This window comes from Exiguobacterium sp. s160 (assembly GCF_018617575.1).
Taxonomy (GTDB): Bacteria; Bacillota; Bacilli; order Exiguobacteriales; family Exiguobacteriaceae; genus Exiguobacterium; species Exiguobacterium aestuarii_A.
This window is the reverse complement of record NZ_JACSKK010000003.1, coordinates 232,938-248,494: the sequence shown is the minus strand read 5'-3', so window position 1 is coordinate 248,494 and position 15,557 is coordinate 232,938. Positions and strand designations below refer to the sequence as shown.

The window sequence follows — 15,557 nt, the reverse complement described above, 5'->3', positions numbered from 1 at the left end:
AGCCTGTATGTGTAGCCTTTCAGCATGTCCGTCTCTCCTCCCCTCAGAAGATCGTGATGTGTCTTCTTCATCCGATACCCGTGGAGGGGGAGGGAGAATCTGACGGAATAACGAACTTTTGTTCGCAAAATCTGTCACAGGGAGAGAAAACTGTTGAACCGGGCGATTCATCCCCCACCTACGCCGGGCTACGCCCCGAGACGCTTAGAGGAGGAAGAATTCTCGCCTGATTTAGTTAAATCGTTCGAGGGCACGCTCTCTAGCTTCTTTATGGTCGACGAGCGGCATCGCATAATTGTCTCGCTCTGACGGGTCCGGAAAATGAATCGATTTGTCTGTCACATGTTTCAGCTCCGGCACATACTTCCGGATGAACGTCCCATCTGGGTCGAACCGTTCAGATTGCGTCGTCGGATTGAAGATACGGAAATACGGAACGGCGTCCGTTCCGACCGAGGCGGCCCATTGCCAACCCCCGATATTCGAAGAGGCCTCGTAATCAATCAACTTCCTCTCGAAATACCGTTCCCCTTTCCGCCAATCGAGAAGAAGGTGTTTCGTTAAGAAAGATGCGACAATCATGCGTAGACGGTTGTGCATCCATCCGGTCTCATTCAATTGACGCATCGCTGCATCGACAATCGGATAACCCGTCTCCCCGTTACACCACTTTTCGAACTGCTCCTCATTGTCTTCCCATTTGAGCGATTTGTATTTGTCATTGAACGGTTGATCTTTCAATCCTTTGAACTTCGCCATCACCATATAATAAAATTCGCGCCACAACAGTTCGTCGTAGTACGTGTCACGTCCTTTAGATTTTCTGGCGGCCAGCACCTGCTCGGTAATCGTACGAATCGATAATACACCGGTCCGTAAGTATGGGGATAACCGGCTCGTCCCGGCAATACTCGGGATGTCACGTTTTTCATCATAATCGACCATCCGATCATTGACGAAGCGCGTCAACCGCTTCTTCGCCTCGGTCTCCCCTAGCCCTTTCCACTCTCGCTCACAGCGTTTGAACAAGTCTTTCAGTTCACTCGGCTGCTCGTTTTTCGAGCTGATGAAATCCGTTAAACGATCGATATCGACATCGTACGGTTTCGGCGGTTGCTCGGCATAAGCCGCTTTTTTGAACGGGGTGAACACTTTATACGGATCTCCACTCTTCGTATTGAACGCATCGGGATGAAACAGATGCCGGTCAAGGAGTCGTACGACTTTCACGTCTTCACCAAGTGCCTCGATGACACGGTCGTCTCGCTGTTTGAACGGTTCCACATACTCCGCATTGAAATAAAGCACATCCATCTCCCCGACCTGTCCCACGAAATCCTTCTCCGTTTCCGCGACTAGTACTCGAAGCCCCAACCCTTTTGTCTCCAAATCATCCATAAACGTTCGCATTGTCGAGAAGAAATAATCATGACGAACTTCAAACGGATCACAGTATTTCGGATTTAACCAAAAGACGAAGGCGAGGTCGTCCCCCTCTTCCATATCTTTCAGCGCACGGTGAAGCATATGATTATCGGTCAATCTAAAATCCGATCGAAACCAACATACTCGTTTCATCATTCCCACTCCCATCTACAAAAAAGAAGCATAGCGAACTATGCTTCTTTTGATTATACAAATTCAATTAACAAGTCGTCACTTTGTATTGTGTCGCCTTCTTTAATATGGATGGCTTTGATTTCGCCATCTTGCGCTGCCTGGATGGTCGTTTCCATCTTCATCGCTTCCGTGACGAGCAGTTGCTCTCCACGATGTACACGACTTCCTGGTTCGACCAACACTTTCAAAACAGAGCCCGGCATTGAGGCGCCGACTTGTTTCGAGTTCGAACGGTCCACTTTCGGACGGCTCGTTGTCGCTGATTTGACGTTCACGTCTTTAATCTCGATTTCACGCGGTACGCCGTTCATCTCATAAGAGACGAGACGAATGCCATCTTCGTTTGCCGCGCTCACTTGAACGAGCTTGATGATCAATGTCTTCCCTGTCTCGATCTCGACTTGAATCGTCTCACCGACGTTCAAACCATAGAAGAACGTTAACGTGTCGAGGACGGATACGTCACCGTACGTTGTCGTATGTTTGACATAGTCTTCGTACACTTTCGGATAGAGAGCATGAGCGAGAAGTTCAAAGTCCGTGACCGGTCGTTCAAATTTCTCGAACAGCTCTTGGCGCGCTGATTCAAAGTCATATGGCTTAATCAATTTACCAGGACGGACGTTCAGTGGCTCTTCCCCTTTTAAGATGACTTGTTGAACATCTTTCGGGAAGCCACCAGGAGGCGTTCCTAACTCGCCACGCATCATCTCGACGACCGAGTCTGGGAAGTCCAGTTGATGGCCACGCGTCATCACATCCTCTTCTGTTAAGTTGTGCTGCACCATGAAGAGTGCCATGTCGCCGACGACCTTTGAAGAAGGCGTGACTTTGACAATATCGCCGAACAACATGTTGACACGGGCGTACATTGCCTTCACTTCACCCCAACGGTCTCCAAGCCCGACCGCTTTCGCTTGTTGCTGTAGGTTCGAATATTGACCACCTGGCATCTCATGTTCGTATACAGACGGATGTGGTGCGCGCATATCACTTTCGAACGGCTCATAGTTATGGCGCACGTCTTGCCAATAATCACTGATGACTTCGTATTGTTTCGGAGCGATCTTCGGCTGACGTTCGTGATGGTTGAGCGCGTATACCAAACTTCCGCCTGAAGGCTGTGACGTCATCCCTGACATCGAACTTGCGGCAACGTCGACGATATCGACACCGGCATCCGTCGCACGTGCGTATGTGAAGATCCCGTTACCTGAAGCATCATGTGTATGCAAGTGAATCGGTAAGTCGACCGCATCTTTCAATGCTGACACGAGCGCATAGGCTGATTCCGGCTTCAATAAGCCGGCCATATCTTTAATGGCTAGAATATGCGCACCACTCGCCTCAAGTTTCTTCGCAAGGTCGATGTAGTACGGAAGATGATATTTCGGACGGTTTCCGTCATACAAGTCACCTGTATAACAAATTGCCGCCTCCGCTACTTTCCCTGTCGGTAACGTAGCATCGATTGCCAATTGAATCGACTCTAAGTTGTTGAGACTGTCGAAGATTCGGAATACGTCGACTCCTGCGTACGCCGCTTCATGCACAAACTTTTCAATGACGTTGTCCGCATAGTTTTTATATCCAACCGCGTTCGCACCGCGAAGCAACATTTGAATCAAGACGTTCGGCATCTTCTCACGAAGCTTCATCAGACGTACCCATGGGTCTTCTGACAAGAAACGGTATGCGACATCGAACGTCGCCCCACCCCATGCTTCGACAGAGAACAATTCTGGCATCAGTTTACTTGTCGGCTCTGCGATGTTGAGAATGTCCTGCGTCCGCATGCGCGTCGCGAGCAATGACTGGTGCGCGTCACGCATTGTCGTATCCGTCAACAACAGTTCCGGTTGACGTTTGATCCAGTCAGCCAACCCGTCAGGACCGAGTTCCGTCAAAATTTGTTTTGTTCCCGGTTTTGCTTCTGCAGGTAGGTCTTGCGGGATACGTACCGAGCGGCTGATTGGTTTGTCTTTCAAACCGACTCCCGGGAATCCGTTCACTGTCACATCACCGATATAGTTCAACAACTTCGTCCCACGGTCTTTTCGTTTCGGGAAGACGAACAGTTCTGGTGTCTCATCGATGAATGACGTGTTGTAGTCCCCATTGATGAAATTCGGATGCTTCATGACGTTAATCAAGAATGGGATGTTCGTCTTGATTCCACGAATCCGGAACTCGTTCAAGTTTCGGACCATTTTCGAGGCGGCTTGTTCGAATGTCATACCGTGCGTCGACAGTTTCACGAGAAGCGAGTCATAGTACGGTGAAATTTCTGCACCGACGTACGCATTTCCACCGTCAAGGCGGACACCAAAGCCGCCTGGAGAACGGTATGCCATGATTTTCCCTGTATCCGGCATGAAGTTATTCCCTGGGTCTTCTGACGTGACACGTGACTGAATCGCATAACCAAGAAGTTTAATGTCCTCTTGCTTCGGCATTTGAATCATATCGCCATGCAGTGACTCCCCTTGCGCAATCATCAATTGCGTTTGGACGATATCAAACCCTGTGACCATCTCTGTGATCGTATGCTCAACTTGAACGCGTGGGTTTACTTCGATGAAGTAGAATGATTCATCTTCTGTCACTAAAAATTCGACCGTACCAGCGTTGACGTATCCGACGTGACGCATGAGTTGGACAGCCGCATCACAAATCGCTTGACGTGATTCTTCAGACAATGTCACACACGGTGCCACTTCGACAACTTTTTGATGTCGGCGCTGGACCGAACAGTCACGCTCGAACAAGTGAACGATGTGACCGTGCTCATCTCCGAGAATTTGGACCTCGATGTGCTTCGGACGCTCGACTAATTTCTCTATGTACACTTCATCAGAACCAAATGCTTGTTTCGCTTCCGATTTCGCGCGCTCGATGAGATCTTTCATTTCCGCTTCTGTACGGATGACACGCATTCCGCGCCCTCCGCCGCCCATCGATGCTTTGACCATGAGTGGGAATCCATGCTCCTTCGCAAATGCTTCAGCATCAGCGTACGAAGTGAGTGGTCCATCTGAACCTGGGATAACAGGAAGCCCCGCAGCAATCGCACTCTGACGTGCCCGAACTTTGTCCCCGAACGCATGCAAGTGCGACTCGTGTGGACCGACAAAGATGATGCCCTCTTCACGGCAACGTCGTGCGAGGTCAATGTTTTCTGAAAGGAAACCATATCCCGGGTGAATCGCGTCACTGCCTGACTCCTTGGCGATGCGAATGACACCTTCGATATCGAGATACGCATCAATCGGCTTCTTATCGAGTCCTACCAAGTAAGCTTCATCGGCTTTAAAGCGATGTAACGAACCGCTATCTTCTTGTGAATAGACGGCTACAGTCCGAATGCCTAACTCAGTTGCCGCTCGAAATACGCGAATGGCAATCTCCCCACGGTTTGCAACAAGTAACTTTTTAATTGGTTTCAAATGAAATCCCCCCGTTAATAAATTTTAAATGTTTCTTACCTGACCACATGAAGCGATGAACGTTGAACGTTCTCTTCGGACTTCACCCGAATTTCTTCTCGTCGTGTCGCTTCTCGATGACGGTTACGCATCGAGATACTACTAAGTACCCCAAGAACACCCATCATCATGATCAGCGACGTTCCCCCATAACTGACCAGCGGCAAGGTCACCCCTGTCCCCGGGAACCAACCAGACATCGCGCCGATATTGATGGCTGTTTGAATAATGATTTGTGATGCAATCCCAAACGAGACGAACATCGCAAAATGACTATCCGCATGATTGGCAATATGAATCGCGCGAAACGCGATGAAGAAGAGCAGTACCAAAACCGTCAGCACACCGAAGAACCCTAACTCTTCAGCAATGATCGACATAATATAGTCGGTTTCAGGTTCTGGTAAATACCCATACTTTTGAAAACTGTTCCCAAGTCCGACACCGGTCAATCCACCATGTACGATGGAAATAATCGACATGAGCAACTGATGACCGTATCCTTCCGGGTCCATGAACGGGTTAAATACGACCTCAATCCGGCTCCTTTGATTCTCAGAAAAGATTGTCGTGAACAATAAGAACACAACACCAATTCCGGCTAAAATCCCTGGAATCATGATTCGAAGTGGCGCACCGACTCCGAACCACATGAGAAGCATGATTGAGCCGAGGACGAATAATCCCCCCATATCCGGCTGCCCATTGATGGCGATGGCGTAGAACGAAAAGTAAAAGAGAACCGGTACTAAGAAGAACGCTCCGATTTGAGCGCGCCAACCTTTTTTCACGATGGCAGCACGAGCGAGACGACCTGGTAGTCCTTTCAACTCATTATTCCATAGCTCATGGTAATAATTCGCAAGCAGTATGATGAGAACGAACTTTGCAATCTCGACAGGCTGAATGGTAAATCCGCCGATGATGAGCCAAGCTCGTGCCCCATTCAATGGCGGCATCGCCCATGTGACAAATAGCAAGATGACAGAGACCGCATAGAGACTGAGACGAATGCCTTTCTTCCGAAACATCTCATAGCGGAACAGCGTCGCGATCAAGTAGACAAAGATCCCAATTCCTACGTAGACGAGCTGGCGATAGAACAAGCTGCTATTCGCATAGTCCCCACGATTCCAAACGCTCGCACTGTAAATCATGATCGAACTGATCCCGACGAGTAAGAGCACTGACAAAAACAACGCAAAATCAAAATACCGAAACCGTGTTTTCATGTATTCACTTCCTTATGTAAAACAATCCTACAACCTTTATAAAAAAATACTCAAACAGCGCCACTTGCACAGTTTGAGTATAAGGTTCATAATTCTGAAGCTTCTGCCAAGGCAGACAACTTTTGTTCCAATGAATCGAGCAGTCCTTTACCTTCAATGTCTGAAATGAGTCCAAGACGAACCGCAAAATCAATTTGGCGCGATAGTCCAAACATATGTGTATCAAGCACCTCTTCATAAAGCGGGCACTTCGGCATTTTTAGGTTTTCTAACTGCACTTCAATCAGACAACGGATTTTTTCAGCATCCGCCTCGAGTAACTGAAGCGCTTGCTCCCGTTGGATTGCAGCCAAATTTGTCGCCACTACGACCCCTCCTCCGTACGATGACAGACTGTTTGTCATAACTCAACTGTACATTATCTTTCATCATAATTCAATGTACAGTATGGATGATTGCGACATTCTTCCTCTTTTCCATTTTAAGAGAAAGAGCGCTATAATGAAACGTGTAATGTGTATAAAGGGGGATGTAAGCATGATTTTTCCACTAGACGGAGCGGTTCGTCACAGTTTGACGATTGACCCGACCGTATGGATTTTTGACGACCGAAAACGAAAGATTGAAGAATTGGACTCTGTGACGGAGAATGACCGTGAGGCCTACTATGCGAAAATGGGGAAAGCATGGGACGATGGTCTATCACAAGGAACAAGAATCGACCACAATAAACCGATGTCTCGTCAAGACAAGGACGCAGCTTTACGCGATTCGTTCGCGATGCCGCTCTCGCCATTTTTGAACAATGCCGAACCTGTTGATTTGGCCACGCATGTCCGTTTTTACGGAGAAACGGTGTTGACGCTGTCGCTTAGCGAAGCATCGCGCGTGTACTTACAATTTTCAAAAGACGGGAAAGTACTCGCTGACGGACCGGTCTATGTATTATATGAAGATCAGATCATCCGCCAAGTGAACCACATCACTGTACTGAGCAATCAATGAGAAGGGACTTCCCTTCTCATTTTTTGGACTTTTTAGTTCATAAAGTGTAATATGTAGTGTATTGACTACAAATGAATAAGAAAGGTCGTGACGCTTACGATGCCTTTATGGAAACGAAATTTAATAGTTGTTTGGATCGGTAGCTTCTTGACCGCCGCTTCAATGAGTCTCGTCCTCCCCTTCCTGCCGTTGTTTATTGAACAACTCGGGGTAAAGGGCCCTGACCATGTCGTCACGTGGTCGGCGATCGCGTTCGGGGCGACGTTCCTCGTGGCCGCCATCGTCTCCCCGATGTGGGGGCGTCTGGCTGACCAAAAAGGGAGAAAGTTGATGCTCATTCGAGCGAGTCTCGGAATGGCCATCGTGATGTTTCTCATTAGTTTTGTGCAAGACGTGTATCAACTGGTCGGGTTGCGTTTACTCATGGGTGCCGTTTCTGGATTTATCTCAGCCGGCATCACCTTGGTCGCTTCCCAAACCCCAAAAGAGAAAAGTGGCTGGGCGCTCGGTACTCTGTCGACCGGTGGAATCACCGGTGGTCTACTCGGTCCGCTCATCGGCGGACTACTCGCAGACTGGATTGGGCTTCGATCCGTTTTTCTCTTTACCGGAAGTGCACTCTTCCTAACATTCCTCATCACGCTTTGGTTCGTAAAAGAAGACTTTGTCCCAGTGAAACGTGAAGAACTCGCTTCAGTGAAGTCCATTTTCGCCTCACTGCGGCATCCACAATTGATTGTCGGGTTGTTTGTGACAACGTTCCTTATCCAGTTCTCAACACAATCCATCGGACCACTTCTGACGTTGTACGTACGTGAATTAAATCCGCATACGACCGCACTTGCCTTCATGGCAGGAATTGTCGCTTCTGCTCCTGGACTCGCCGCACTCTTTTCGGCGCAACGGCTCGGGCGATTATCGGACCGATACGGGGCAGAACGGATTTTATTTTGGGCACTGCTCCTCTACAGCTTCTTCTTAATCCCGCAAGCATTTGTCACTTCGACGACTCAACTCATTCTGTTACGCTTCGGGATTGGATTTGCGACCGCTGCGTTGATGCCATCCGTTCAGTCATTGTTGCGACAGCATACACCAACCGCTGCAACCGGAAGAATCTTTTCCTATAATCAGTCCGCTCAGTTCATGGGAAATCTACTCGGACCGCTATTTGGATCTCAAATCGTGGCACACTTCGGATTTTCCGCACTGTTCATCGTCACAGGATTGATCATGATCTCGAACGCCTTTTTAGAACGGACGAACGTCCAATCGCTACAACTCGATACAAAATAACGCCGAGCGCTTAGCTCGGCGTTATTTGTCTATCTCGCTTATAACAAATCGGCCGCCAATCTTGCGAGAGACGAACGCTCCCCTTTTACCAATTGAACGTGACCGAAGACATTCTGTCCTTTGAATCGTTCAACGGCGTACGTCAATCCGTTCGAATATTCATCTAAATACGGATGGTCGATTTGGTACGGGTCTCCGACGAGAACAATTTTCGAGTTCTCCCCGACACGGGTGAGAATCGTCTTAATTTCATGTTTCGTTAAGTTTTGAGCTTCGTCGATGATGATGAACTGGTCGGGCATGCTTCTTCCTCGAATATAAGTGAGCGCTTCGAGTTGAATCGATTTCATGCCGGCCAGAATATTTCCTAGCTCATCTTTTGAATTGGCACTGAAGAGAAATTCTAGATTATCATAGATCGGTTGCATCCACGGACGTAACTTTTCTTCCATCTCTCCTGGCAAGTAGCCGATATCGTTCCCCATCGGGACGACCGGTCGGGCAACGACGAGCTTATTGTATCGTTGCTCGTCCTCAACGAGTGAGAGTCCTGCCGCTAGGGCAAGGAGCGTCTTACCGGTTCCAGCTTTCCCGAGTAACGTGACGAACGGAATGTCATCTCGCAACAATAAGTCGAGCGCCATCCGCTGCTGGACGTTTCGTGGATGAATCCCCCAGATGTGGTCAGCGTCAAGTGCTAACGGACGAACAATCGGTTGGAGCGTGTCGACCACTGCGAGCGCACTCGCTTTCGATACGTTACTTTTTAACACGACGAACGAATTCGGATATAACGTTTGTTTCGTCAATGCGGATGTCGGAAGTTGGCGTACTTTATAAAATTCATCGATGAGTGACTGATCGACCTCGATTTCACGATAGCCGGCATATAAATTCGTCGTATCGACGATATGGTCGGTCAGATAGTCTTCTGCATCAATTCCGATCGCGTCCGCCTTCACACGGACCAATATATCTTTTGAGACGACGACGACTTTATGGTTCGTGTCATGCTCGTATTGTTTCATTAATTTTAAGGCAACGAGAAGAATGCGGTTATCGTTCGTCATCACGTCGAATGGAATATCGACTTCGTGTTCGTGTCCAATCTCGACAAAGAGACGTCCACCGTTTTCAAGTGGGACGCCGTCATGAAGTTTCCCCGATGTTCGGAGCTGGTCTAGAACACGCGACGTTTCACGGGCGTTTCGCCCGACCTCATCCATGTTTCGTTTTTTACCATCAAGTTCCTCTAAGACAATGGCCGGGATGACCACGTCATGTTCTTCAAATTGAAATAAGGATAGCGGATCATGTAGGAGTACGTTCGTATCGAGTACATACGTTTTTTTCATAGACTTTGCCGCCCCTCGACTATAGGATGGTAATCAAGAATGAAGACTTTCTTTAACTTCACGGTCTAACTTTTCCGCCGCACGAATATCATACGTTTTCGTAATTTCAGGCTGAGCATATGCTGCACCATAAAATGAGATATTCCTCACTTCTTCGACATGTCCTTCAAAAAAACGAAGATGAAGGCTCGGTTTTACCGCTGGTTCAAATTCTCGGATGGATGAAAGTAAAACATGATAGGACTGACCATCTTCGATAAAGATGAGACCTGCTGTCTTTTCGGTTGATAAAATCGTCACGATATGCGAATTCTTGGTTAAGGCGAACCGCATCGTGTCCTTGTCGAGTGCTTGCACCCAACTGATGGCGTGGCTGATTGGCCAACGCTTTGCCTCATCAAAACCGACGAGAAATGTTAATGGCATGTCATTCAACAATCGCTGTTGAGCGGCTGTCAATTCAAACGTTGCCTTACTCGCCATTCAACTCCCCTCCTTTTAACCGGGTATGGTTGTACCATTCTCCCTTACCGATTCAATTCCCTGCTTTCAACGAATGAAATCATGCTATACTCATCCTATAGAGGAAGGTGAGAAGATGCGTGTAAAATGTTCTCTTTGCGATAAAGTCGAAACGATCGACTCATGGTCGTTTGAAGCAAAACGATTGCGCAACAAGCCGGCTAAAACGTATATGTGTCAAGACTGCCAGGAGCGAATCAGCGAACGTACGGCTGAACGCGCCGCATCTGGACAATTCAAGTTATATCCTACATTTCGACAAAAACGAAATTGGTAAATGAAAACGGGCGCCTCCGAAGAGACGCCCGTATTTTTTATGACTCGACTGCATCCTGACGACGGTTCCACCAGAGGCGGCCGCGATAGATGGCCAACACGATGGCCATGACAGCAAGTACTTCCGGAATCGGCCACGTGAAAAAGACGAGCGCCATCGTACCTGCGCCAAGTGCAAGTAGAATATAGACGATGAGTGATTTCCACCATGCCAATTGTTTTGCAAAACCAAGCTTAAAGACGAGAATCGTCAGTAAGATGACCGTGACAACGAGTGCGTTGAATCCGACCGAAAAATCGTTCGGGTCGCTCCCGACACCTAGCATCGAGGCAATCCACGGAATATCAATTTGTGTGATATCGATTGTTTGAGAAGCTTTCAAGACAAAGAGTCCCCCTTTATTTCATACACATCCATTCTACACTATTCCATGAAAAAGGGAACGCCGAAGCGTTCCCTTTTTCACCTACTTATTCTTTACCAAGTTTACGACGCTTGTCAGCTTTCTCGCGTTCGTTCTTGTTCAAGATTTTCTTACGAAGACGGATTGACTCCGGCGTGATTTCACAGTACTCGTCATCGTTCAAGAACGTGAGCGACTCTTCAAGTGAGAAGACGCGCGGACGTTTCAAGACTTGTGTCGAGTCTTTTGCTGAAGCACGCATGTTCGTCAATTGCTTCCCTTTAACAGCGTTAATCGCAAGGTCGACGTCACGGTTACATTCACCGATGATCATTCCTTCGTATACATCTGTACCTGGCTCGATGAAGATCGTTCCACGGTCTTCGAGTGCACCGATTGAGTAAGCCGTTGACTTCCCGTTTTCGATACAAACCATAACACCACTGCGACGACCACCGATATCAGCTGCGATATACGGACGGTACTCTTCGAACGTGTGGTTTAAGATTCCGTATCCGCGTGTAGCAGACAAGAATTCGTTACGGTAACCGATGAGACCGCGTGATGGAACGATGAATTCCATACGTGTCTGACCGTTATCGTTCGTGTTCATGTTAGCAAGTTCACCTTTACGGAGACCGATCGACTCCATGACTGAACCTGTGTACTCTTCTGGTACGTCGATGATCACGCGCTCAAACGGCTCAACTTTCGTACCGTTTTCGTCTTCACGGATGATAACTTGTGGCTTCGACACTTGAAGCTCGTAGCCTTCACGACGCATGTTCTCGATCAAGATACCGAGGTGAAGCTCACCGCGTCCTGATACAACCCACTGGTCAGGTGAATCCGTGTTTTCCACACGAAGTGATACGTCTGTCTCAAGTTGTTTCATCAAACGCTCTTCGATCTTACGTGCAGTGACGAAGTCCCCTTCACGTCCTGCGAACGGCGAGTTGTTCGTCATGAAGCGCATTTGAAGTGTTGGCTCATCGATACGAAGGAGCGGAAGTGGCTCTTCTTTACCGACTGGCGTAACTGTCTCACCAACGTTGATGTCTTCCATCCCGGCGATAGCAATCAAGTCACCTGCTTTAGCTTCTTCAATTTCAACGCGCTTGAGGCCGAAGTAACCGAACAATTTTGTGACACGGAGTTGCTTCACCGTACCATCTGTCTTACAGAGTGATACTTGCTCACCGACTTTGATTTTCCCACGGAAGACGCGACCTACACCGATACGACCGAGGTAGTTATCGTAGTCGAGCATCGTTACTTGGAATTGAAGTGGCTCGTCTGAGTTATCTACTGGAGCTGGTGTGTTTTCAAGAATTGTATCAAGCACATGTGTAATCGTGTCTTCTTGGTTTGCTGGATCAGGATCGAACGAACTTGAACCGCTGACAGCCGATGTGTAGACGACAGGGAATTCAAGTTGATCTTCATCTGCGCCAAGATCGATCAAGAGATCGACGACTTCATCGACAACGTCGAGTGGACGAACCATCGGCTTATCGATTTTGTTAACAACGACGATCGGACGAAGTCCTTGGTCGAGTGCTTTTTTCAATACGAAGCGAGTCTGTGGCATACAGCCTTCACGCGCATCGACGACGAGGATAACGCCATCAACCATACGCATGATTCGCTCAACTTCCCCACCAAAGTCTGCGTGACCTGGCGTATCTACGATGTTAATGCGTGTGTCTTTATAATCGATTGCCGTGTTTTTCGCGAGAATTGTGATTCCGCGCTCACGTTCGATATCGTTTGAGTCCATCGCGCGTTCTGCGACTGCCTCGTTCGTCCGGAAAGTACCAGACTGTTTCAATAATTCATCGACTAACGTTGTTTTACCGTGGTCAACGTGAGCGATGATGGCTACGTTACGAAGGTTTGTTCTTACGTTCATGTAGTTATTCCTCTCTTATTTAAAAAGTTTCAGCTTTTCTTCAACTTTAAGAGTATAGCACACGTCACAGTACCTTTGTCGAGTGGAATCGACTGTGAACGTTTTCATTGGACGTTTTTTATCATACAATGGGGTAGAGAAGAGAAAATAAGGAGGAGTCTCCATGCAGCTTATGTTTCTATTGATTGCCATGGCCGTCGTCGCTGGATTTGTTGGCATCGGCATCGGGGTGGCTGAAGGCAGCGCCGCCATCATTTTAGGTAGTCTCGTACTTAGTGGTGTCGCGACGTTCTTTGGTATTCAATTACGTCGTCGCATTCTTTCTGATCGTCAATCTTCATAAAGATAGAGGGTTGCTCTGACAAAAGTCGAGCGAACCCTCTTTCCTTTTATTTGATGATTCAAATCGGACGCGTCAAACAGATGCGGTCACGTAGGACTAAACCATCTTCCTCAATCGGATCGTATCCATGTTGTTTAAAATAATCACGTTCCACAGAATCAAATCGGAATCCGGCTTGTTGATAAAAGCGCAATTGCATGATGCTTGAATTCCCAGTACAAACGAGGAGTTCTTGGCCGCCGAGTGTTGTCGCCCGTTTTACCGCGTCTTGTAGCATCCGCTGACCAATCGTTTGGTTTTGTCTCTCCGGCTTCACCGCGATATTGACAAGCTCGACCCGTCCTGCCCCGTTCGATACGAGCATATAGGCACCGACGATTTCTCCTCCGAGTAACGCTTTAAACGTTCGTCCTGTTTGAAACTGTTCTCGCACCATCGCTTCATTCGGATTCGCTAAAACGAGCAGATCACGAATTTCTTCATACGATTCATGTTCCACGATTTGAAGATCCGGCTTCGCTTCCGGGGTCACCCCTTTTGCGATGACATAGTGTTTGATGACGTCATTGACGAATGTCTCGCTTCCTGCCAATACAGATGTTCTCCCATCGTATCGAATCGGCTCCCCATATAAAGAAACGACTCGTCCACCCACTTCTTCTACGAGCAATTTTCCTGCAGCATAATCCCACGGCATATTGCGCATCGTAATGTATCCGTCCACTCGTCCTGCGGCGAGCCAAGCAAGCTCAAGCGATGCAGCGCCGTGCGCCCGTGTTCCAATCGAATCTCGAACAATCGGGGCAAGGATTTCCGGGGCAATTTGATGGTTCGGCGTGACCCACGTCGCATTCATACTCAAAAATGCATCTCGTACATGATGTTCATGTAGATTCGTCAATGTCCGTCCGTTCAATGTCGCACCATACCCTCTTCTTGCCATGAACATCTCATCCGCCATCACGTCATAGACGAATCCGTACTCTACGACCCCATCGACCATCACGGCCACCGAGATGGCAAACATACGCTTCTGATGAATAAAGTTTAACGTCCCATCAATTGGATCGACGAACCAGACCGTTCCTGATAACGTATCTGGCGTATCCGTCGTTCCTTCTTCCCCCATGATTTGATGGTCCGGAAATCGGTTTTGGATCCGGCGGACAATCAGCTGTTCCACCGCTCGATCGATTTCAGTAACCAAGTCTCCTTTTCCGGTCTTTCGTTCCACTTCATAATGTTGATCAATCTCGCGACGAATCAGCTCTCCCGCCTGTTTGATTAAATCGACTGCAAACCATTCTATCATCTGTGATCACCTCAACTGTATTGTACCAAACAAAAACCAGTATCCGCTCGGAATACTGGTTGAATGTGTGTGTAATGGTCAGGCTTCGAGACGCAATAATTCTTGGCGATACTTCTCTAACCGATGCTTGCTAGCCTGAACTGTAGCATCATCCTGTGACGCCATCGCATCGAAAAGGGTTGCCAATTCATAATCAATCTCCAAGCGCAGCACCGGAATCCGTTTTTCTGCGTCTTTTCTTTTGAATGCCTCAATCACTTGTTTCATAAGATGCCACACTCCTTTTGTTGGGCTACAAGTTACGGTTTAGTGAGTTGAATTGAGTATATCAGATAAAATTCGTAAAAGAAAGAGAATTGTCTGACTATTTTGAATTTTTTATCTTAATGGATATATTCCCAATTTCAATGCCCTTAAACCTGAATAAGTGTTAGATAACTGTACCCGATTTAAAGAAGAAATAACAAAAAAGCATGCCTGAATTTGCTCGGGCATGCTCGGACTTACAATTTAATCATTTTGCTCGACGACTTCATCGCCGCTTGAACGGTACGATACGTAGAATATCCAGTCTGTTCGTCGTGAACCGTGTTCAGTTGTTTCTCCTCTGACTTAGATGTTACGATTTGCTTGAAGGCACGATACGCGTCTAGAAAAACCTCACGCTCGACTCCACCTTCATTCGCTTGTGCGACGACATTGTAGAACTCGACGACTTCGATCAATTCATCGGTCGTCCAATCCGGATTAATCGGATAGTTGATTTGCATAATGTTCACCTCGACACTCATTGTA

General features: G+C 47.8%; 15 protein-coding genes. 4 read left to right on the top strand and 11 right to left on the bottom strand.

Translation table 11 applies throughout. The features are described from left to right. Positions 1-231 precede the first annotated feature (231 nt). From KNO86_RS09600 to KNO86_RS09585, 4 genes are all read right to left on the bottom strand, one after another. Positions 232-1,578: a cryptochrome/photolyase family protein gene (locus KNO86_RS09600; RefSeq protein WP_214695602.1), complete on the bottom strand. Its 1,347-nt coding sequence runs from the start codon at positions 1,576-1,578 to the stop codon at positions 232-234. Between the two features lie 53 nt (positions 1,579-1,631). After that, positions 1,632-5,066: a pyruvate carboxylase gene (locus tag KNO86_RS09595; RefSeq protein WP_214695600.1), complete on the bottom strand. Its 3,435-nt coding sequence runs from the start codon at positions 5,064-5,066 to the stop codon at positions 1,632-1,634. Positions 5,067-5,101: 35 nt separating this feature from the next. Continuing rightward, a complete protein-coding gene (locus tag KNO86_RS09590; protein WP_214695598.1) occupies positions 5,102-6,337 on the bottom strand; it encodes an FtsW/RodA/SpoVE family cell cycle protein in 1,236 nt (411 codons plus the stop codon). A gap of 86 nt (positions 6,338-6,423) precedes the next feature. Then, a complete protein-coding gene (locus KNO86_RS09585) occupies positions 6,424-6,702 on the bottom strand; it encodes an Fpa/YlaN family protein (protein WP_015881276.1) in 279 nt (92 codons plus the stop codon). A gap of 172 nt (positions 6,703-6,874) precedes the next feature. On the opposite strand from KNO86_RS09585, the gene KNO86_RS09580 reads away from it, so the two are divergent. Next, positions 6,875-7,342: a hypothetical protein gene (locus tag KNO86_RS09580; RefSeq protein WP_214695596.1), complete on the top strand. Its 468-nt coding sequence runs from the start codon at positions 6,875-6,877 to the stop codon at positions 7,340-7,342. 99 nt (positions 7,343-7,441) lie between these two features. Beyond that, entirely contained in the window at positions 7,442-8,638 is a 1,197-nt protein-coding gene (locus KNO86_RS09575; RefSeq protein WP_214695594.1) for a multidrug efflux MFS transporter, read from the top strand. Positions 8,639-8,676: 38 nt separating this feature from the next. On the opposite strand, the gene KNO86_RS09570 is transcribed toward KNO86_RS09575, so the two are convergent. After that, the gene (locus KNO86_RS09570; RefSeq protein ID WP_214695586.1) at positions 8,677-9,993 is read right to left on the bottom strand and encodes a PhoH family protein; all 1,317 of its coding nucleotides are present in this window, start codon (positions 9,991-9,993) and stop codon (positions 8,677-8,679) included. 33 nt (positions 9,994-10,026) lie between these two features. Next, entirely contained in the window at positions 10,027-10,476 is a 450-nt protein-coding gene (locus tag KNO86_RS09565; protein ID WP_214695585.1) for a PNPOx family protein, read from the bottom strand. Positions 10,477-10,591: 115 nt separating this feature from the next. Between KNO86_RS09565 and KNO86_RS09560 the strand changes: the two genes are divergently transcribed. Next, entirely contained in the window at positions 10,592-10,792 is a 201-nt protein-coding gene (locus tag KNO86_RS09560; protein WP_074034957.1) for a YlaI family protein, read from the top strand. Between the two features lie 37 nt (positions 10,793-10,829). On the opposite strand, the gene KNO86_RS09555 is transcribed toward KNO86_RS09560, so the two are convergent. Further along, positions 10,830-11,174 carry a YlaH-like family protein gene (locus tag KNO86_RS09555; RefSeq protein WP_214695583.1) on the bottom strand — a complete coding sequence of 115 codons (345 nt, stop codon included), beginning with the start codon at positions 11,172-11,174 and terminating at the stop codon, positions 10,830-10,832. Between the two features lie 88 nt (positions 11,175-11,262). Continuing rightward, a complete protein-coding gene (typA, locus tag KNO86_RS09550) occupies positions 11,263-13,107 on the bottom strand; it encodes a translational GTPase TypA (RefSeq protein WP_074034963.1) in 1,845 nt (614 codons plus the stop codon). A 163-nt stretch (positions 13,108-13,270) separates the two neighbouring features. Between typA and KNO86_RS09545 the strand changes: the two genes are divergently transcribed. Further along, positions 13,271-13,450 (top strand): DUF5325 family protein, encoded by a 180-nt coding sequence (locus KNO86_RS09545; protein WP_074034965.1) that lies wholly within the window; start codon positions 13,271-13,273, stop codon positions 13,448-13,450. 58 nt (positions 13,451-13,508) lie between these two features. Here KNO86_RS09545 and KNO86_RS09540 read toward each other — a convergent pair whose 3' ends face one another. From KNO86_RS09540 to KNO86_RS09530, 3 genes are all read right to left on the bottom strand, one after another. After that, complete coding sequence (locus KNO86_RS09540; RefSeq protein ID WP_214695581.1) at positions 13,509-14,762, bottom strand: inositol monophosphatase family protein; 1,254 nt, start codon at positions 14,760-14,762, stop codon at positions 13,509-13,511. A 78-nt stretch (positions 14,763-14,840) separates the two neighbouring features. Continuing rightward, positions 14,841-15,029 (bottom strand): hypothetical protein, encoded by a 189-nt coding sequence (locus KNO86_RS09535; protein WP_015881266.1) that lies wholly within the window; start codon positions 15,027-15,029, stop codon positions 14,841-14,843. Between the two features lie 236 nt (positions 15,030-15,265). After that, positions 15,266-15,532, bottom strand: a complete 267-nt coding sequence (locus KNO86_RS09530; protein ID WP_214695627.1) for a UPF0223 family protein — start codon at positions 15,530-15,532, stop codon at positions 15,266-15,268. Positions 15,533-15,557 lie beyond the last annotated feature (25 nt).